Source organism: Vibrio sp. S17_S38, assembly GCF_014694375.1.
Classification (GTDB): Bacteria; Pseudomonadota; Gammaproteobacteria; order Enterobacterales; family Vibrionaceae; genus Vibrio.
In genome coordinates this window covers 89,468-109,173 of the sequence record NZ_JAAUWW010000008.1, presented here as the reverse complement: position 1 = coordinate 109,173, position 19,706 = coordinate 89,468, and the positions used below count along the sequence as shown (strand labels likewise).

Here is a 19,706-nt window from a genome sequence, read left to right as displayed (position 1 = left end):
TTACCTTAAATTTCGTATTTAGAGGATGACCTTGTCTACTTTCATCGATTTAGTCTTTATATTTCTCATCTCTTTTGCCATTCTCTTTCTTTTACGAAAATGGGCTAAAAAAGCAGGCTTAGTTGACAAGCCAAATGCACGAAAACTACATAATGGAGCCGTTCCATTAGTGGGGGGGATATCGATAACTTTCACTTTTTTATACTTTTTGTTTAATAATCCTGGCTTGCTCTTTAGTGTCAATTTGTATGCTATTTCTATTTTGATATTGGTAGTGGTGGGCGCTTTAGATGATAAGTATGATATGAACTTCAAACTACGTTTTGCAGTGCAAGCCGTTTTGTCTGTTTGTATGATGCAAATGGCCAATTTACAGCTTCATACCATTGGTAATGTTTTTGGTTATGGAAATGTGGATCTTGGTCTGCTTGGTTATGTTATTACTGTTCTTGCTGTGATTGGTGCGATCAATGCCTTTAACATGGTTGATGGCATTGATGGTCTTCTTGGTGGGCTTTCGATTGTAACGTTTGGTGGGCTAGGTTTTATGTTGTTGCATGATGGCCAACACAAGCTCTCTTACCTTTGTTTAGTGCTTATCGTTATTATACTTCCTTATATTTTACTAAACCTTGGTGCTTTTGGCCGTAAGCGAAAAGTATTCATGGGGGATGCTGGTAGTATGGTTATAGGGTTTACTGTCATTTGGTTTTTATTGATTGCAAGCCAAAATGGAACTAGACCACCACTTCGCCCTGTAACTGCGTTATGGCTAATTGCTGTTCCACTTCTTGATATGGCGGCAATTATGATTCGTCGAATTCGTCGTGGTGATTCACCGTTCAAACCAGATCGTGAGCATTTACACCACATATTTCAGCGCCTAGGTTTAAATTCAACTCAAACACTAATAGCTATTTGTATTATTGGCTCTTTGTTTGCCGCTTTTGGGATTTATGGTGAAATCATTAATATTCCTGAATATGTGATGTTTTATTTATTTATTGGATGCTTTGTTATTTATACGCTTCTCTTATCTAATGTGTGGAAAATTACCTCTAAGATCCGTGAGTTAAAAGGTAAGTAATAAGCTAGATGAGCTGTAAAACCTCCATTTTCAAAGTTTATAATTGAGTGAGAATTATGAAAATTGCTATCGCAGGTACCGGCTATGTCGGCCTTTCAAACGCTGTTTTGTTGTCACAACACCATGAAGTGGTTGCTGTTGATATCATCCCTGAAAAAGTAGAGATGATTAATAATCGTCAATCACCAATCGCGGATGCTGAGATTGAGCAGTTTTTAGCAACTAAGTCATTAAACTTAACCGCCACGTTAGATAAGCAGCAAGCCTATCAAGATGCTGAATTTGTTATCATTGCCACGCCTACGGATTATGATCCTAAGACAAATTACTTTAATACCTCTTCCGTTGAAGCTGTAATTAAAGCGGTGATAGAGATTAACCCACAAGCCGTGATGGTGATCAAATCGACAGTGCCAGTAGGGTATACCGAGCGTATTAAGCAGGAGCTAGCAACGGACAATATTATGTTCTCTCCTGAATTTTTACGAGAGGGGCGTGCACTGTTTGATAATTTGAACCCTTCTCGCATTATTGTTGGTGAGCAATCTGAACGCGCCCAAGTTTTTGCCAATTTATTAGTAGAAGGTGCGATTAAGCAAGATATTGATGTGCTGTTTACAGATTCAACTGAAGCTGAAGCGGTGAAGTTGTTTTCAAATACTTACTTAGCTTTACGTGTGGCTTATTTTAATGAATTGGATTCCTACGCTGAGGCCCATGGTTTAGATTCTCGCCAGATCATTGAAGGAGTGGGGCTTGACCCTCGTATCGGTACCCACTATAACAACCCATCATTTGGTTATGGTGGTTATTGTTTGCCGAAAGATACTAAGCAGTTATTGGCTAACTATGAATCAGTACCGAATAATATTATTGGTGCGATTGTCGATGCTAACCGTACCCGAAAAGACTTTGTTGCCGATTCTATCCTTAAGCGTAACCCTAAAGTTGTGGGTATTTATCGTTTAATTATGAAGGCTGGATCAGATAACTTCCGCGCATCGAGTATTCAAGGGATTATGAAGCGCTTGAAAGCGAAGGGTATTGAAGTCGTGGTTTATGAGCCAGTGTTAAAAGAAGATGATTTCTTCCGCTCTCGCGTAGTTCGTGATTTTGAAGAGTTTAAACAAATATCTGATGTGATCGTATCAAACCGTATGGTTGAAGAGCTTGCCGATGTTGCGGATAAAGTTTATACCCGCGATTTGTTTGGTTCGGACTAAACAACGCCTGGACTCAAATAAGCCGTCATCCTGAAAAGCGACGTAGGAGCGCTGTTCAGGATCTCCCAAGGCGTGTGAGACTGTATGTATTTTATGGTGAGTAACGTGCGGTAGGAGATCCTGAACTACGTTCGTTCCTCACTATTCAGGATGACAATCTTTGTTGTGTGGAAAAGTTGAAAAGCTTGCCGATGTTGAGGGTAAGGCTTACAGCCGCGTTTTTTGTTGTGTGGAAAGTGAAGAGCTTGTTGAGGCTGAGGCTTATACCCGCGATTTGTTTGGTTCGGACTAAACAACGCCTGGACTCAAATAAGTCGTCATCCTGAAAAGCGACGTAGGATCGCTGTTCAGGATCTCCTAAGGCGTGTGAGACTGTATGTATTTTATGGTGAGTAACGTGTGGTAGGAGATCCTGAACTACGTTCGTTCCTCACTATTCAGGATGACGATTTTTGTTGTGTGGAAAAGTTGAGAGCTTGCTGATATTGAGGGTAAGGCTTATACCTGCGTTTTTTGTTGCGTGGGAAAGTGAAGAGCTTGTTGAGGTTGAGGTTTATACCCGTGATTTGTTTGGTTCGGACTAAACAACGTTTGGACTCAAATAAGTCGTCATCCTGAAAAGCGACGTAGGAGCGCTGTTCAGGATCTCCCAAGGCGTGTTGAGACTGTATGTATTTTATGGTGAGTAACGTGCGGTAGGAGATCCTGAACTACGTTCGTTCCTCACTATTCAGGATGACGATTTTTGTTGTGTGGAAAGTGAAGAGCTTGTTGATATTGAGGGTAAGGCTGATACCCGCGTTTTTTGTTGTGTGGAAAAGTTGAAGAGCTTGCCGATGTTGAGGGTAAGGCTGATACCTGCGTTTTTTGTTGTGTGGAAAGGTTGAGAGCTTGTTGAGGCTGAGGCTTATACCCGCGATTTGTTTGGTTCAGGCTAAACAACGCCTGGACTCAAATAAGTCGTCATCCTGAAAAGCGACGTAGGAGCGCTGTTCAGGATCTCCCAAGGCGTGTGAGACGGTATGTATTTTATGGTGAGTAACGTGCGGTAGAGGATCCTGAACTACGTTCGTTCCTCACTATTCAGGATGACGATTTTTGTTGTGTGGAAAGGTTGAAGAGCTTGCTGATGTTAAAGGTAAGGCTGATACCCGCGTTTTTTGTGTTGGAGTAGATTTCCGCTCTCACTAAGGCTTGGCAGGAATGACGATTGATTTGTTGGTAGGCGCTACAAAAGCAATCTTAAAACTGCTCTTTCTAGGAACTCTAAACTAGGAACTTCTTTGCATTTATAAAGGATTATCATGCACTACGATGTTTTTAATGGCGACGCCGATGGAATTATTGCGTTGTTGCAATTGCGGTTAGCGGAACCAAAACCGAGTCAGCTTATTACTGGGATTAAACGTGATATTAATCTTCTGACTCAAGTGGCAAGTGTTGATGATGTTACATCTGTCACCGTTCTTGATATTTCCCTGCAAAAAAATCTGACTTCTCTCGTTCAGCTTCTTGAACGCTCTATTCCTGTCTTTTATTGTGATCATCACCAAAGCGGTGATATTCCCGCTTCTCCATATCTCGATACTCTTATCAATCTCGATTCTGAAATTTGCACTAGTTTGCTTATCAATCAAAAACTTAAAGGCCAATATCAAACGTGGGCGATTGCGGCTGCGTTTGGTGACAATATGGTGAAAGGGGCGCAGCGTTTAGCTGAAAAATCTCAGTTACAGCCTGAACAAATCGACTTCTTAAGCGAGTTGGGCGTTTTGATTAACTATAATGGCTATGGTGCCGATTTATCGGATTTGCATTTTTTACCCGTTGATCTGTTCCGGTTGTTACTTAAATACCCTAATCCATTTGATTTACAAATAGATAAGCAATCGCCTTTTTATCAACTGCAAGCAGGCTACCATAAAGATAAAGCTCACTTAGACAATATTACCGCAAGTTATGTCGATGAAGTGTGCGAGGTGTTCATTTTACCTTGTCAGCCTTGGGCAAGACGCATCAGTGGTGTATTTGGTAATGAACTTGCGAACCGTGATCCGAATAAAGCTTTTGCAGTCTTAACTCTAAATAAAGAAGAGTCTTTGAATCGGGATCTAACATCAAATAAAGAAACAGCCTTAAATTTGGATCAACGAGATTATACGGTAAGCGTTCGTGCACCATTGAATAATCGAGTTGGCGCTGATGAAATTTGTGGCCAATTCATAACTGGTGGTGGTCGACGTGCTGCGGCTGGCATTAATCAATTAGCACAAGAAGACGTGGATAAGTTTATCTCGGTATTGAGTCAGCGTTATTTGGATTGAAAGAATAATGATAGATGCGGGAATTCGATACTCGTTTCTTAATTTTCCTTATTGTTCCTGCCTATTAATATCATCCAATAATTCGATTTTCATCTTGCTTAAAACTTGGGCATAATGTGGGCAACGAATGAAATTTTGTACCAGATTTATGTGACACCAAAAGGTATGGTGAAAGTTGAAACGATTTAACTTGATCTTATCCTGCAGTTTATAGTGAAAAGTGTAGTAAAATTACGCTTAACTGATTTCTCTAATTCTTAGTATTTAAACGAGGTTTAACATGTCGAATAAAAAACCAATCGCTTTAGTCATCCTTGATGGTTGGGGCTCTCGTGAAAAGTCTAGCGACAACGCTATCGCCAATGCAAATACACCAGTACTGGATTCTCTATTTGCTAATCAGCCAAATACTCTTATCTCAGCATCGGGTTTCGATGTGGGTCTGCCAGATGGTCAAATGGGTAACTCTGAAGTGGGTCATACCAATATCGGTGCAGGTCGCGTGGTATATCAAGATTTAACCCGCATTACGAAATCAATTTTAGATGGTGAATTTAAACATACGCCAGCCATTGCGAATGCGATTGATAAAGCAGTTGCAGCTGACAAAGCGGTTCATATCATGGGGCTTATGTCTCCAGGTGGCGTGCATAGCCATGAAGATCATATCTATGCTGCGGTTCAAATGGCAGCAGAGCGCGGCGCTAAAAAAGTGTATGTTCACGCTTTCCTTGATGGCCGTGACACTCCGCCACGCAGTGCAAAAAATGCCTTACAACGCTTCCAAGATTTGTTCGCAGAATTGAACCTAAAAGAAGGTCGTATTGCTTCTTTAATTGGTCGTTACTTTGCGATGGATCGTGATAACAACTGGGATCGCGTACAAAAATCTTACGACTTATTAACCCAAGCAAAAGCAGAGTTTACATTTGATTCTGCAACGGCTGGTCTTGAAGCTGCTTATGCTCGTGAAGAAAACGATGAGTTCGTACAAGCAACGGAAATTCGCGCTGAAGGTGACGAAAGCGCAGCAATCGTTGATGGTGACGCCGTTATTTTCATGAACTACCGCGCTGACCGTGCGCGTGAAATTACTCGCACTTTCGTGCCTGATTTTGCAGGTTTTGAACGTGCAGTCTTCCCTACGATTGATTTTGTTATGCTGACTCAATATGCGGCAGATATTCCTCTGCTTTGTGCATTCCCACCAGCATCGCTAGAAAATACTTACGGTGAGTGGCTGTCGAAATGTGGCAAAACTCAGCTTCGTATTTCTGAAACGGAAAAATATGCGCACGTAACCTTCTTCTTTAACGGTGGTAAAGAGGACGAATTTGAAGGTGAAGAACGCCAGTTAGTGGCTTCTCCAAAAGTAGCGACTTACGATCTTCAACCAGAAATGAGCGCACCAGAATTAACCGATAAATTGGTTGCTGCAATCAAGTCTGGTAAATTCGATACCATTATTTGTAACTACCCGAATGGCGATATGGTTGGCCATACTGGTGTTTATGAAGCTGCGGTAAAAGCTTGTGAAGCGGTTGATGAATGTATCGGTCGCGTTGTAGAAGCAATTAAAGAAGTTGATGGTCAATTGCTGATCACCGCTGATCACGGTAACGCAGAAATGATGATCGACCCAACTACAGGCGGCGTTCATACTGCGCATACTAATCTGCCAGTACCACTTGTTTATGTGGGTTCGAAAACCCTTGAATTTAAAGCTGGTGGTAAACTCTCTGATCTTGCGCCAACCATGCTTGAATTAACAGGAATGGAAATCCCAGCTGAAATGACGGGTCAGGTTATTGTTAATTTGAAATAACCCCTACATCCTTTTGGTAACAGTTTGTGTGGATTACTGGTAAAGTAGTCCACACAAAAACTGACTATAATGTTTTAGGGATAACGTTTTAGAATGAATTCATCGCCACCAACTCTTCAGGCTAAATTAGTCGCTATTCACGCCAGTATTTACTCAATCAAACACATTTTTTTTAGGCAATCAGCCAAGTTCGGCACATTTTTGAGTTTGGTGCTTTCGATTCTCTTATTTCCTTATTCCGTTCAAGCGGCGTCTAAAGATGATTTAAAAGGTGTATCGGCTCAGATTTCTCGTCAAACCTCCTCAATCAGCTCTCAGCAAAAACAACTAAATCAGCTACAAAATGAGCTTAAAAATCATGAGATTGCTATTTCTAAGCTAGGGCAAGAGATTCAGCATACACAGCGTGAATTGGCTAAAGTTCATAGCAACTTAGAAGAATTACAGCAGCAAAAACAAGAACTCGAACAAACTAAGGCTGAGCAAAAAAACATGTTAGAACAATTAATTAAAGCGTATTACATCACCAGTCGTAATAATGATGTTTCTCAGCTCTTACAAGGTGGTGATCCGACAGAAAAAGATCGTATCAGCCAATATTTTCAACATCTTGCTACTGCGAGAACAAAGGCAATTCAAGCTTTAGAATTGACACAATCTCGTTTAGACGAAAAAGAGCAACAGCTTTCGGTTGAAGAAAATAAGCAGGCGACATTGCTTGCCGAACAAAAAGGTAAGCGTGACGATCTACAAAAAGCACAAGGTCAGCGAAAAACAACCGTTGCCGGGATTCGAACTACGATTAAAAGCAACCAAAGTAGTTTGGCTGAATTACGCCGCAACGAAACCCGCTTAAAAGCAGAAATAGCAAAAGCTGCGAAACGAAATATTTCACCAATGGATGGATTAAGTCGTTACAAAGGTCGTTTACCTTGGCCATTAACTGGCAGTATCGCGCATAGTTATGGAACGTCGCAAAGTGGTCAGGTAACGTGGAAAGGTATTGTTATTAACGCTAAACAAGGTCAAGCGGTAAAAGCGGTTCATTCAGGTAAAGTTGTGTTTGCCGAATGGCTGCGTGGCTATGGATTAGTGATCTTACTTGACCATGGTAAAGGTGATATGACGTTATATGGTTATAATTCAACGCTACTGAAAAAAGATGGTGATGTAGTTACCGAAGGTGAAACCATTGCTTTAGCAGGCAACACTGGCGGACAAGATAGATCCGCTTTATATTTTGAAGTAAGGCGTAATAGCCAAGCACAAAACCCGAAAAGCTGGTTGAAATAGAACTTAAGGATTTGCAAGGTAAAGCGAGTCTGTGGGTACGTTTCACTCAAGAGCCGAAGAGTATCAAAATACATTTCATTTCGAGGAAGCAAGCGTCATCCTGAAAATGACAAAGGAGTGCAGTTCAGGATCTCCAGCCGACGTTGAATATCAATACTCGGTGGGAAATTCTAAGCAGCTCATGCCACGCTGTGAAGCTGAATCGTCATCTTGGAAATTACAAAAGAGTGCAGTTTAGGATCTCCAGACAAGGTTGAATATCAATACTCGGTGGGAAATTCCAAGCAGCTCATGCCTCGCTGTGAAGCCGAGTCTCGTCATCCTGAAAAACGACGAAGGAGTGCAGTTCAGGATCTCCAAGCCGACGTTGAATATCGATACGAGGTGGGAAATTCCAAGCAGATCATGCCACGTCCTCGATTCTCATCTCCGCTTTCATTTGTTTCTGAAAATACATCGCATATCCATAAGCACAACACCCTCCAACGATATTCCCAATCGCAATGCCTATAAATAGACCTTCGACTTCGTAGAGCTGACTGCCGAACCAAGCCGTCGGCAAGGTGAAAATAAATAAGCGAGCGAAGTTCCAAAAGAAGGCTCTGAACGGTAGGTGCATGGCATTTAAACCGCTGACTAATATCATCACAATGCCCTGAAATCCATAGCTAAATGGGACGATCAGAAGAAAGTGCCATAAGGTTTGTTGTACACCTTGGTCTTGATGCACCGCTTCTTGGCTAAATAATGATGCAATTGGCCAGCTTAATGGCACCATCAAAACAAACAATCCAAATTGAAAGAGTAAAGAAAATCGCATGGCAATAAATAAGGCATCGAAGCTACGTTGTGGATTTTTGGCTCCCATGTTTTGAGCAATAAAAGGCATGAGTATGGAGCTAAGTGACATCAAAACGATGATCATGATTGATTCTATTCGTTGCGCTGCGCCATAGGCGGCGACAGATTCAGTCCCAAACTTGGCGAGTATTATCATTAATATAGCGCCAGATAGAGGATTCATAGCACTAGAGAAAGCCGCCGGAGTACCAATTTTTAGGATTTGATGCCAATCATTAATGATGTTATTGAGCTGTGGTAGCGCCACCATTTTTTCGCGATAAATTAATACATAAAGAATGGCGATTAATGCGCCTAGCCAACTTACGGCACTGGCAATAGCTGCGCCTTGAATTCCCAGTTCAGGAAATGGCCCATATCCAAAGATAAGTAAAGGATCGAGCCCGCCATTAATAAAGCCAGCAGCCATCATTATTTTGGCGGAAGTCTTAGTGTCTCCCGTTGCTCGAATAACACTGTTACCTGCCATTGGAATGACTAATAACGGAATGGTGATATACCACACCGACATGTATTGGTCGATAAGTGGGAGCAGTTCTGGGGTCGCACCTAAATAAGTGAAGAGTGGTTCTATTGAAAAATAGCCGATAGTTGAAGCGACCATCACTAATAAAACGGCTAAGAGTAAACCATGGGTCGAAAATTGTGCTGCGTCGGAGCTATTGTCTTGTCCTAATAACTTCCCAACATTGGCGGATAATCCCATTCCAATACCAAGCGTGATGCAACTTACCCCAAAAGTGACCGGGAAAGTAAAGCTTATTGCGGCTAGAGATTTTGTTCCTAATAACGAAATGAAAAAAGTATCGATAAGATTAAAGGTTAAGATCGCAAATAGACCGAACATCATCGGCACGGTCATGGTCTTTAGAACGGTTTGGATATTGCCTGTGAGTAAACCATGTTTATCGATCATAGAAATGACAGTGTAGATGAAGGAGTCAATAGGATACAGGCTGATCAAAGCAAAAGCGAGAAAGCAGGATCGCTTTGTTACGGGAACTAAAAAAACCTTAAAGATATGGTGTCATCCTGAAAAGTGACGAAGGAGCGCAGTTCAGGATCTTCTTCGAGCCGTTAAGATTCAACCCGCTCTAGGTGATCCAACGTAATTCATTTCTCACTTTGAGGTGACGTGAAAAGCTTGGGGCGGAAGTTCACCATCTTTGCTTTTGTCTACTTTAGTCACATTTTTTTTCATCTTGCCCCTTGGGTTATGGCTTGAGCCCCCCAACATCTTTAGCAAGCCGAACGATTCGGTATCCCTAAAATTTCTATGAACATCTATCAGGAGAAACACACAGATGAACATTCGTCCTTTACACGACCGAGTTATCGTTGAACGCCAAGAAGTTGAATCAAAATCTGCCGGTGGCATCGTCTTAACGGGGTCTGCTGCGGAAAAATCAACACGCGGTATCGTTTTAGCGGTAGGCAAAGGTCGTATCTTAGAAAATGGCACAGTACAACCACTTGACGTAAAAGTGGGTGATTCAGTGATCTTCGCTGAAGGCTATGGCACTAAGTCTGAAAAAATCGATGGTAAAGAAGTTTTGATCATGTCAGAGAACGACATCATGGCGATCGTAGAATAATCGTAGCTTCTTAATTCAAACCAAAGCATTCAATAGATTTTATAAGGAATATTTAACATGGCAGCAAAAGACGTAAAATTTGGTAACGACGCGCGAATTAAAATGCTAGAAGGTGTCAACATTCTGGCTGACGCAGTAAAAGTAACATTAGGACCTAAAGGTCGTAACGTTGTTTTAGATAAATCTTACGGTGCTCCAACTATCACTAAAGATGGTGTATCAGTGGCTCGTGAAATTGAGTTGGAAGACAAGTTCCAAAACATGGGTGCGCAAATGGTGAAGCAAGTGGCTTCTCAAGCGAACGATGTAGCGGGCGACGGTACAACAACCGCAACGGTATTGGCACAATCGATCATAACTGAAGGTCTAAAAGCGGTAGCTGCGGGTATGAACCCAATGGATCTTAAACGTGGTATCGACAAAGCAGTGACTGCTGCAGTGGAAGAACTGAAAAAGCTTTCTAAGCCTTGTGCAACGAGCATTGAGATTGAACAAGTTGGCGCAATTTCAGCAAACGCTGACAGCACTATTGGTAAAATTATTGCTGAGGCGATGGATAAAGTTGGCCGTGATGGCGTGATTACCGTTGAAGAAGGCCAAGCATTGCAAGACGAGCTTGACGTCGTTGAAGGCATGCAATTTGACCGTGGTTACCTATCTCCTTACTTCATCAATAACCAAGAAGCGGGCAGTGTTGATCTAGAAAGCCCATTCATTCTTCTTGTTGATAAGAAAATATCGAATATTCGTGAGCTACTTCCATCACTTGAAGCGGTTGCTAAAGCGTCTCGTCCACTGCTTATTATTGCAGAAGATGTTGAAGGTGAAGCATTGGCAACACTTGTTGTGAACAACATGCGCGGTATCGTGAAAGTGGCGGCGGTTAAAGCGCCTGGTTTCGGTGATCGCCGTAAAGCAATGCTACAAGATATTGCAGCGCTAACGGCTGGTACGGTAATTTCTGAAGAGATTGGTTTAGAGCTTGAAAAAGCAACGTTAGAAGATCTTGGTCAAGCGAAGCGTGTCACTATTACTAAAGAAAACACCACTATTATTGATGGCGCGGGTGATGAAGTCATCATTCAAGGTCGCGTAACGCAAATTCGTCAACAAATCGAAGATGCTACTTCTGATTACGACAAAGAAAAACTGCAAGAACGCGTAGCAAAACTTGCTGGTGGTGTTGCCGTGATTAAAGTTGGCGCAGCAACTGAAGTTGAAATGAAAGAGAAAAAAGACCGCGTTGAAGATGCATTGCATGCGACTCGCGCAGCGGTTGAAGAAGGCATTGTTGCTGGTGGTGGTGTTGCACTTATTCGCGCTGCTGCAACGGTTGCGGCAAGTGGTTTAGTCGGTGATAACGAAGAGCAAAACGTCGGTATTCGCGTAGCTCTTCGCGCAATGGAATCACCAATTCGTCAAATCACTAAAAACGCAGGTGATGAAGAATCAGTTGTGGCTAACAACGTTCGCGCTGGAGAAGGTAACTACGGTTATAACGCAGCAACAGGCGAATATGGTGACATGATCGCAATGGGGATTTTGGATCCAACCAAAGTTACTCGTTCTGCGCTACAGTTCGCAGCATCGGTTGCCGGTCTTATGATCACAACCGAAGCGATGGTGACAGACAAGCCACAAGACTCAGGTTCAGCGATGCCAGATATGGGTGGCATGGGCGGAATGGGTGGTATGGGCGGCATGATGTAGTGCAAGCCTAACAATCTTTAAGTACTAAAAAGCCCCGCATGTGTTGAACGTGCGGGGCTTTTTTCATTGAAGTCTAATATTTTAAAATGCTCATGCTCATGCTTATAAAGTCATGACTTATAAACATAGATCTCCACGATAGTGATTATTTTAATTTAAGATCTTGTGCAGTTTTCTCTGCTTGAGCTTTTAGATCGTCAATTTTTTTATTGAATGAATCTACTTGCTCATCAGTCATGCTTGCTACTTGATCAGTAAAGGCTTTGTTACTTGCTAGCTGTTTTTCAGCATTTGCTTTATTCATTTCATTAAATTTGATTTTTGTATTGATTTGCATTTCTTCTTTTTTATCAGAAGCGCTATCCAATTGCTTATTTAAAGTATCAAGATTCTTTGTGGCTGTTGCTTCAATAGTTTCTAACTTTGCGTTGAAATCATTAATGTTTGCTTGTTGTGCATCGCTCAGTGTCGCAGCTGCTGCAAGAGAAGATGAAAGAACAAGAGAGAGTACTAGTGCACGTTTTAACATGATCAAGATCCTTAAAATAATATTGATATCAACCGGAATGCCTCACAGGTTTAGCCTATTTACTTTAGGTATAAATGTGAATTTGTCCAAGTTGTGATGACGATTATACCTATCTTTTTGACCATCCAGTTTAAGCAAACGAGATATTGGATTCCATTTTGATAGGTATCGTGCAATTAAATTACCCTTTTAATTTTGTGTCTATGTGAGGTTTATGTCATTTGTATTTATAAAAGGTGTAATGAGAGGTAGGGAAGCGATAATCTATTTTAAATGATTATATTTGTTAGGTTTTCTATACGTTTAAGTATGAGTTGTTCATAGATGTGTGACATTTTAGAACCGTGTCTATTTATCGGCAGAACGATCTAATCTCATCTTTACCGATGGGAGGTTGGTAAATCAAACTCTCCCAACGGTAGATTAATGTTAAAGCAGATTAATGTTAAAGAGATTAGTTAGCTGCCAGCGGATAGCTCTCGGCGGATGATCTCAGCGCCAGCGCTTAAGGCATTGAGTTTACCGGTTGCGACCTGACGAGATAAAGGCGCCATACCACAGTTGGTACATGGGTATAGTTTATCGGCATCGACAAACTGTAGGGCTTTGCGTAAAGTATTTGCCACTTCTTCAGGCGTTTCAATGGTATTGGTTGCTACATCAATGGCACCCACCATGACTTTTTTACCTCGAATTAGCTCTAACAGTTCCATTGGAACATGAGAGTTATGGCATTCTAATGAGATAATATCGATATTGGATTTTTGCAGTTTAGGGAATGCTTCTTCATATTGTCGCCATTCGGCACCGAGTGTTTTTTTCCAATCGGTATTAGCTTTGATGCCATAACCGTAGCAAATATGTACTGCGGTTTCACATTTAAGTCCTTCAATTGCTCGTTCTAAAGTAGCAATCCCCCAATCATTGACTTCATCAAAAAATACATTAAATGCAGGTTCATCAAATTGGATGATATCTACACCAGCAGCTTCTAACTCTTTGGCTTCTTGATTCAATATTTTAGCGAATTCCCAAGCGAGCTTTTCACGACTTTTATAATGGTCATCATAAAGGGTATCAATCATCGTCATTGGGCCAGGTAATGCCCATTTGATTGGCTGCTTGGTTTGTTGACGTAAAAACTTAGCATCCTCAACAAATACCGATTTTTGGCGACTAACAGGACCCACAACAGTTGGAACGCTCGCCTCATAACGATCACGAATTTTTACGGTTTTACGGTTCTCAAAATCCACCCCGTTGAGGTGCTCAATAAAGGTCGTCACAAAATGTTGGCGTGTTTGTTCGCCATCACTGACGATATCAATACCAGCTTGTTGATGAGTTTGTAGGGAAAGGCGCAGAGCATCGTGTTTGCCTTCGATTAATTCGTCATCTTGTAATTTCCAAGGAGACCAAAGTGTTTCTGGTTCTGCAAGCCATAAAGGTTTAGGTAAGCTGCCAGCCGTTGATGTTGGTAATAAAGTTTTCATGATAAATAATGCGCCTATTTGAAGAAATAATTAACGTAAGAGGTCATGTGATTATTCAGTGTGCAGAGCAAGACCATTGTTCAAGGATCGTTTGATAAGGTTTGATAAAGTTTTCTTCCGCAAATTTACCCTGATCATTGGCTAACGCACTGCGCTCTTCTCGGTCATAAACAATTTGGGTTAAAGAATGATCCATATTCTTCAGATCGGGTTTATAAGATTCTCCTGCGGTGTTATTCGCATTATAAATTTCCGGTCTGTATATCTTTTGGAAGGTTTCCATTGTGCTAATGGTGCTTATAAGCTCGAGATTAGTGTAATCATTGAGTAAATCCCCAACATGATATAAAGCAAATGGTGCAGCGCTGTTTGACGGCATAAAGTAACGAACGTGTAATCCCATCTTTTTGAAGTATTGCTCAGTTAATGAAGACTCATTTGGCTGATATTCAACGCCTAATACAGGGTGTTGATTTGCCGTACGATAGTAGGTTTTATTATCAGAAACACTCAGACATATTACTGGCGGTTTATCAAAGTTACTCTTGTAAACATCTGAATGAATGAATGATTTGAAAATGTTGCCGTGTAATTCACCAAAGTTATCTGGAATGCTAAATTTAACTTGGTTTCTATTATGTTCTTGCAGTAATACGCTAAAATCATAATCTCGAACATAAGAGGAGAAATTATTTCCTACGATACCTTCGATACGTTGATTCGTTTTACTATCAAAAATATTGGTTTTTAATACTTCGATTGATGGAAAATATTTACCATTGCCTTCAACATCAATATCAACAGAAATTATTTCTAGCTCAACAGAATAACGGTTTCCAGTAGGATTATCCCAATGTGCTAAGGTATTAAAACGATTGTTAATCATTGCTAAGGCATTACGCAAATTTGATTGACGATAATCCCCTCTAGCCAAATTAGCAAAATTAGTCGTGATACGAGTATTGACTGATGGATGATAGTTTTCATCGAGACAAACACTCTTAAGGGTAAATGTAACTTCGTTATTAATACTCATCTCGTTCTAATTCCCTTTTTGATCTTCCTTGCCTGTTGATTCACCCTAAAGGCTAATTAAAAATCAACAGCAATATGTATAAAGTTAAAAGCTTAATATGTTTATACTTTGTTAATTAGATGAGTAATATTGATTTTACTTAATGCTTATAATGAATAAATTTCATGTTGTTCTATTCCGTTGCTTAGACGTTTGTTTTATATGAGGGGAAAATAGTTTTGACGATACAGATAAAAAATCTCATTGTTCAGGAGTATGGTTTACAAGTCGATGATTGGGAGATTGCTTCGGGTCAGCACTGGGCGATCTTCTCAACTTATAGCCATTGTGGTTCTGTCATTGGGCGCTTACTCACTGGCGATTTGATGATTGAACAGGGCGATGTTATTGGCCTTCCCAGTAGCATTGGCTGGGTGTCTTTGTATCAACAACAACTTTTACTCGATAAAGAATTATCAAATGATGACACTGATTTTATGGATCGATTGGATTATGGTTCCAGTGTTGAAACGCTCGTTGCGGAAATGTGTACAGAACATTCAGAACTTAACAATTTATTAGCACTGACCGATTTGATCCATTTGCGTCAACGTGGCTTTCGTCAACTTTCTACCGGAGAAACTCGTCGAGTGATGCTAGCAAGAGCGTTGGCGATTAATCCGGATCTATTAGTGTTAGATGAGCCTTATGCGGGGCTTGATATTGCACATCAGCAAAGCCTTTCTGAGTTGCTTAATCAGCTATCTAAAACGATACAGATCATTGTGATTACCTCGCGTGAAGATGAGGTTCCGGAGTGCATTACCCATGTGGCAATGTTTAATGTTGACGTCGATAAAGCGGGTCATAACACGCATCGTTTAAGTCCACCAATGACGATTGATGAATGGCTCGCTCATCCTGTGATGGCGCAACTAAATCAATTATCTCAACAGCGCAGTGATGAAGTGCTGGAACTTATTAAGCGTCAGCGTTATCAACCACAGTATCCAGATCCGCTGGTGGAGTTAAAGAACGGTAAAGTGGAATACACCGATGGGCTGATTTTTAAAGATGTTAATTGGCGAATTAATAATGGTCAGCATTGGCAAGTTCGTGGCCCGAATGGTTGTGGCAAAAGTACCTTGCTTGGTTTGATTTTAGGTGATCATCCGCAATGTTATAGCAACGATATTACTTTGTTTGGTAAGCCGCGTGGCAGTGGTGAAACTATCTGGCAAGTTAAACAGCAGATTGGCATTGTGTCTTCGGCGCTGCATCTGCAATATCGAGTCAATTGCAGTGCGCTTGAGGTTTTGTTGTCTGGTTTTTTTGATTCGATTGGCTTGTATCAACAGCCGAGTAAGAAGCAGGTCGATTTAGCCAAAGATTGGTTGGCAATCTTACATATGACTAATTGTGAGAAGATCAGCTTTAAACAACTCGATTATGGTCAACAACGTTTGCTACTTATTGGCCGCGCTTTAATTAAACAGCCGGTGTTGTTGATTTTAGATGAGCCTTATCAAGGGTTAGATTTTATTAACCGAAAATTGGTTATGAACACCTTGAATATGATTGCCCAAGAAAATTTAAGTCAGCTGCTTTATGTTTCCCATCATGTGGATGATGCTTTGCCTGCAATTCAGAATTATGTCGATTTTGTTGGCAGTGTTGAAGAGGGGTATCAAGTAGAAGTGAATGGAAACATTTAGGATATCAAATCGAAATCCTTAACATTATGCTCCTCAAAAGCTCGAACTGTTCATCGATCCATTCGAGCTTTTGAGAACCTGAAAATAATTTAGAATTACTGTTTTTGCTTTTTGGCTTTCGCTTCAGTTTTAATCTTCAGTACTTTGTTCTTCTTTACCAACCGCACGATTCATATTAATCGTTTTAGGGCGACGGCGTCGTTGAATCGTTTGGTGGACACCTCGACGCAAACCGTGGAAGCTTTTTTCTACTTTATCGACACCGAGCAATACCAATAATGCCAGTACGGTAAATATGACCGATTGATGTTCGTGTCCAAGGCCAATCATCAGCCCTAATGCAGCAAGAACCCAAATGACGGCTGCTGAGGTCACACCATGAATTTTTCCATCCATCGTCATCATCACGCCTGCACCTAAAAAACCAACCCCCGTAATAATTTGGCCAAGTACTCGGGCTTGATCTAAGGTGTTAGGAGATAAAGAAACCGCCATTGCCATGAACAAATAGGTGCCGGAAATAATTAAAATAGCGGTACGAATACCAACGGGCTTACCTCGGAGTTGGCGTTCCAATCCAATCAATATACCGTTGATTGCACAGGCTAAAAGTGACCACCAATTGAAAGGGGTGATATCAAGCCAAGTTGGATCCATGTTGTGTATATTCCTGTAAAGAGTAAAAAATAGAATGGCGACTATGCCAATGTTTTTGTTTGAGATCTATTTTTATGATCATGATGATTTTTTATTGTAGCCGAAAAAATAATTGATGCAGTTGGTCGTTTTTGTTTATGCGCAACATACATGTATTTAATGATTTCATTTCATTTTTTTCATTGTTGGCAATTGCCTATACTGTAAATAATTAGACCGATTTTTATTTCTATCGCACGTTTTAACGCGTGAACCTGGAGACGTTATGTTTAAAGCATTAGTTCTAAATCAAGAAGAAAAACGCACTATTTCTAGTATTGAAATGTTAGATGAAACCACGTTGCCTGAAGGTGATGTGCTGGTGGCTGTGGAGTACTCTTCTTTAAACTACAAGGATGGTTTGGCCATTACAGGGAAAGGAAAAATCATTCGAAACTTCCCTATGGTGCCGGGTATCGATTTTGCAGGTACGGTTCTTGAGTCAAAAGATACCCGTTACAACACAGGCGATAAAGTCGTATTAACCGGTTGGGGCGTGGGTGAAAATCATTGGGGTGGCATGGCGCAAAAAGCCAGCCTGAAAGCCGATTGGTTAGTGCCTCTTCCACAAGGTTTTGATAGCAAGCAAGCCATGATGATCGGCACGGCTGGTTTCACTGCGATGTTATGTGTTCAAGCTATCCTCGATGGTGGCGTAAAACCTGAAGATGGCGAAATCTTAGTGACTGGTGCTAGTGGTGGCGTGGGTTCGGTTGCGGTGACTTTACTTAGCCAATTAGGTTATAAAGTGGCGGCTGTTACTGGCCGTGTTGAAACCAATGGTCCTTTACTCCAAGAGTTGGGTGCAGCACGTATTATTGCTCGCAGTGAATTTGAAGAGCCAGCTCGCCCATTAGAAAAGCAAATCTGGGCAGGGGCTGTTGATACCGCAGGAAGCAAGATGCTCGCGAAAGTATTAGCGCAAATGGATTACAACTCAGTGGTTGCCGCTTGTGGTTTGGCTGCGGGTTTTGATTTACCAACGACCGTGATGCCATTTATTTTGCGTAACGTGCGTTTGCAGGGTGTTGATTCAGTTAATTGCCCGAGTGAAAAACGCATCGCGGCGTGGAATAAACTGGTGGATATTTTACCCGCTAGTTATTTCGATCAAGCGTGCACACAAGTGAGCTTAGAAGAAGTCTCTAAATACGCTGACGATATCACTAACGGACAAGTGACTGGGCGAGTGGTAATTAAGCTATAAAATCACTCTGAGGATTGAGTGCACTTGGCTTTCGATCTCCGAGGTGAGTAAGAAGATCTGAAATGTGAACAATTTTATCTGAGAGTTAATTAAATAAAAAAAGGCTAGGTGGTGCTTTGACATGAGTGCCCATTTAGTCTTTTTCTTTAGGATTTATCTTCTACTTCCCATTATTAGAATTTATTCTATTTCCATCACCTTCACCCTCTCGGCGATTAGTTTTCCACATTCTTGTTTCACGACTTTTCTTAACCATTCTTGCGCAGGTGAATGATGGCAGCGATCGTGCCAGATCATCGAATAGTCAAAAGGTTCTAACCGAAAAGGTAATTTCTTGATGATGAGATCATGACGCTTTGCCACCAAATAGGCTAAGTCGGCAGGAACCGTAATAATCAGTGGAAGCGAATCAATGACAGCCAATGCTGTTTCTAAATGATAAGAACGTAGCATCAGTTTTGGCTCAGGATGCCCAATTAATGCTTCATCGATTAAGGCTTTAACGCCATCACTAATCGCGATCATGGCATGATGTGCGCTTAGATAGTCATCTAACGTTAGGGCTTTTCCTGCCAATGGATGAGATTTGGATAGCAAACAAAAAACGCTGACTTTTCCTAATGTATCGCAATGCAAAGGCGCAACAGAATACGTTGGACGGCAAATAGCCAAATCTGCCCCTTGTGTGGTCAATTGTTGGGTAAGTTGCTGATGTTGTAACGGCACAAGTTCTAAGCGGATATTGGGTGCTTCTTGATAAATACGCGGAAGTGCAAAGGGCAGAATAGTCTGAGTGGAATAATCTGTTGCCGCAATGATGAATTTTTGCTGGCACGCTTTAGGATCAAAATCTTGTGGGGATAACAACTCTCGTAGGTTTTCCAATGGCGCAGCAAGCGAGCGATTAAAGTCGAGTGCTTTTTGAGTCGGCATCAATGCTTGGCCTTGCCGAGTAAAGAGTGGGTCGTCCAGTAATAAACGCAATCTGCCTAATACTCTACTCATCGCCGATTGACTTAAATTCAGGCGAACGGCGGCTTTACTCACACTACCTTCTTCGATTAACACCCGCAAGGCGACCAATAAATTCAAATCTCGGCGGTAAATATCTTCGAGTTCCATGTTATTCCTCT

The 19,706-nt window shown here is 41.3% G+C and carries 15 protein-coding genes; 9 read left to right on the top strand and 6 right to left on the bottom strand.

Going from position 1 to position 19,706, the window contains the following annotated elements; all coding sequences use genetic code 11:
• Positions 1–25 precede the first annotated feature (25 nt).
• The 5 genes from wecA to HC725_RS08220 all read left to right on the top strand — a co-directional run bounded on the left by wecA (position 26) and on the right by HC725_RS08220 (position 7,752).
• Complete coding sequence (gene wecA / locus HC725_RS08240; protein ID WP_190331342.1) at positions 26–1,087, top strand: UDP-N-acetylglucosamine--undecaprenyl-phosphate N-acetylglucosaminephosphotransferase; 1,062 nt, start codon at positions 26–28, stop codon at positions 1,085–1,087.
• A 56-nt stretch (positions 1,088–1,143) separates the two neighbouring features.
• Positions 1,144–2,310 (top strand): nucleotide sugar dehydrogenase, encoded by a 1,167-nt coding sequence (locus tag HC725_RS08235; RefSeq protein WP_190331341.1) that lies wholly within the window; start codon positions 1,144–1,146, stop codon positions 2,308–2,310.
• Positions 2,311–3,614: 1,304 nt separating this feature from the next.
• Entirely contained in the window at positions 3,615–4,634 is a 1,020-nt protein-coding gene (locus tag HC725_RS08230) for a DHH family phosphoesterase (protein WP_190331340.1), read from the top strand.
• A gap of 280 nt (positions 4,635–4,914) precedes the next feature.
• Positions 4,915–6,459: a 2,3-bisphosphoglycerate-independent phosphoglycerate mutase gene (gene gpmM / locus HC725_RS08225; RefSeq protein ID WP_190331339.1), complete on the top strand. Its 1,545-nt coding sequence runs from the start codon at positions 4,915–4,917 to the stop codon at positions 6,457–6,459.
• Positions 6,460–6,552: 93 nt separating this feature from the next.
• Positions 6,553–7,752: a murein hydrolase activator EnvC family protein gene (locus tag HC725_RS08220; protein ID WP_190331338.1), complete on the top strand. Its 1,200-nt coding sequence runs from the start codon at positions 6,553–6,555 to the stop codon at positions 7,750–7,752.
• 403 nt (positions 7,753–8,155) lie between these two features.
• Here HC725_RS08220 and HC725_RS08215 read toward each other — a convergent pair whose 3' ends face one another.
• Positions 8,156–9,529, bottom strand: a complete 1,374-nt coding sequence (locus HC725_RS08215; RefSeq protein WP_190331337.1) for an MATE family efflux transporter — start codon at positions 9,527–9,529, stop codon at positions 8,156–8,158.
• Positions 9,530–9,917: 388 nt separating this feature from the next.
• Between HC725_RS08215 and HC725_RS08210 the strand changes: the two genes are divergently transcribed.
• Both HC725_RS08210 and groL read left to right on the top strand, forming a co-directional pair.
• Positions 9,918–10,208, top strand: coding sequence for a co-chaperone GroES (locus HC725_RS08210; RefSeq protein WP_190331336.1), 291 nt, complete (start codon positions 9,918–9,920; stop codon positions 10,206–10,208).
• A 57-nt stretch (positions 10,209–10,265) separates the two neighbouring features.
• Positions 10,266–11,918 carry a chaperonin GroEL gene (gene groL, locus HC725_RS08205; RefSeq protein WP_190331335.1) on the top strand — a complete coding sequence of 551 codons (1,653 nt, stop codon included), beginning with the start codon at positions 10,266–10,268 and terminating at the stop codon, positions 11,916–11,918.
• A gap of 145 nt (positions 11,919–12,063) precedes the next feature.
• Here the strand turns inward: groL and HC725_RS08200 are convergent, their stop codons facing one another.
• From HC725_RS08200 to HC725_RS08190, 3 genes are all read right to left on the bottom strand, one after another.
• Positions 12,064–12,447, bottom strand: a complete 384-nt coding sequence (locus HC725_RS08200; protein WP_190331334.1) for a hypothetical protein — start codon at positions 12,445–12,447, stop codon at positions 12,064–12,066.
• Between the two features lie 458 nt (positions 12,448–12,905).
• Entirely contained in the window at positions 12,906–13,940 is a 1,035-nt protein-coding gene (locus HC725_RS08195) for a methionine synthase (protein ID WP_190331333.1), read from the bottom strand.
• A 55-nt stretch (positions 13,941–13,995) separates the two neighbouring features.
• Positions 13,996–14,970 (bottom strand): putative oxygenase MesX, encoded by a 975-nt coding sequence (locus tag HC725_RS08190; RefSeq protein ID WP_190331379.1) that lies wholly within the window; start codon positions 14,968–14,970, stop codon positions 13,996–13,998.
• 224 nt (positions 14,971–15,194) lie between these two features.
• Here HC725_RS08190 and HC725_RS08185 point away from each other — a divergent pair, with 224 nt between their 5' ends.
• Positions 15,195–16,670 carry an ATP-binding cassette domain-containing protein gene (locus HC725_RS08185; RefSeq protein WP_194687900.1) on the top strand — a complete coding sequence of 492 codons (1,476 nt, stop codon included), beginning with the start codon at positions 15,195–15,197 and terminating at the stop codon, positions 16,668–16,670.
• A 129-nt stretch (positions 16,671–16,799) separates the two neighbouring features.
• On the opposite strand, the gene HC725_RS08180 is transcribed toward HC725_RS08185, so the two are convergent.
• Complete coding sequence (locus HC725_RS08180; RefSeq protein WP_190331332.1) at positions 16,800–17,327, bottom strand: MgtC/SapB family protein; 528 nt, start codon at positions 17,325–17,327, stop codon at positions 16,800–16,802.
• 265 nt (positions 17,328–17,592) lie between these two features.
• Here HC725_RS08180 and acuI point away from each other — a divergent pair, with 265 nt between their 5' ends.
• A complete protein-coding gene (gene acuI, locus HC725_RS08175; protein WP_190331331.1) occupies positions 17,593–18,573 on the top strand; it encodes an acrylyl-CoA reductase (NADPH) in 981 nt (326 codons plus the stop codon).
• A 180-nt stretch (positions 18,574–18,753) separates the two neighbouring features.
• Here acuI and HC725_RS08170 read toward each other — a convergent pair whose 3' ends face one another.
• On the bottom strand, positions 18,754–19,695 hold the full coding sequence (locus HC725_RS08170; protein WP_190331330.1) for a LysR family transcriptional regulator: 942 nt from the start codon (positions 19,693–19,695) through the stop codon (positions 18,754–18,756).
• Between the last annotated feature and the right edge of the window lie 11 nt (positions 19,696–19,706).

Excerpts from the sequence above, each read along its gene's own strand:
- gpmM (WP_190331339.1), top strand. The coding sequence starts at position 4,915 with ATGTCGAATAAAAAACCAATCGCTTTAGTCATCCTTGATGGTTGGGGC.
- HC725_RS08215 (WP_190331337.1), bottom strand. The coding sequence starts at position 9,529 with ATGATCGATAAACATGGTTTACTCACAGGCAATATCCAAACCGTTCTA.
- HC725_RS08235 (WP_190331341.1), top strand. The coding sequence starts at position 1,144 with ATGAAAATTGCTATCGCAGGTACCGGCTATGTCGGCCTTTCAAACGCT.
- HC725_RS08210 (WP_190331336.1), top strand. The coding sequence starts at position 9,918 with ATGAACATTCGTCCTTTACACGACCGAGTTATCGTTGAACGCCAAGAA.
- HC725_RS08220 (WP_190331338.1), top strand. The coding sequence starts at position 6,553 with ATGAATTCATCGCCACCAACTCTTCAGGCTAAATTAGTCGCTATTCAC.
- wecA (WP_190331342.1), top strand. The coding sequence starts at position 26 with ATGACCTTGTCTACTTTCATCGATTTAGTCTTTATATTTCTCATCTCT.
- HC725_RS08170 (WP_190331330.1), bottom strand. The coding sequence starts at position 19,695 with ATGGAACTCGAAGATATTTACCGCCGAGATTTGAATTTATTGGTCGCC.
- HC725_RS08230 (WP_190331340.1), top strand. The coding sequence starts at position 3,615 with ATGCACTACGATGTTTTTAATGGCGACGCCGATGGAATTATTGCGTTG.
- HC725_RS08180 (WP_190331332.1), bottom strand. The coding sequence starts at position 17,327 with ATGGATCCAACTTGGCTTGATATCACCCCTTTCAATTGGTGGTCACTT.
- HC725_RS08200 (WP_190331334.1), bottom strand. The coding sequence starts at position 12,447 with ATGTTAAAACGTGCACTAGTACTCTCTCTTGTTCTTTCATCTTCTCTT.
- acuI (WP_190331331.1), top strand. The coding sequence starts at position 17,593 with ATGTTTAAAGCATTAGTTCTAAATCAAGAAGAAAAACGCACTATTTCT.
- groL (WP_190331335.1), top strand. The coding sequence starts at position 10,266 with ATGGCAGCAAAAGACGTAAAATTTGGTAACGACGCGCGAATTAAAATG.
- HC725_RS08195 (WP_190331333.1), bottom strand. The coding sequence starts at position 13,940 with ATGAAAACTTTATTACCAACATCAACGGCTGGCAGCTTACCTAAACCT.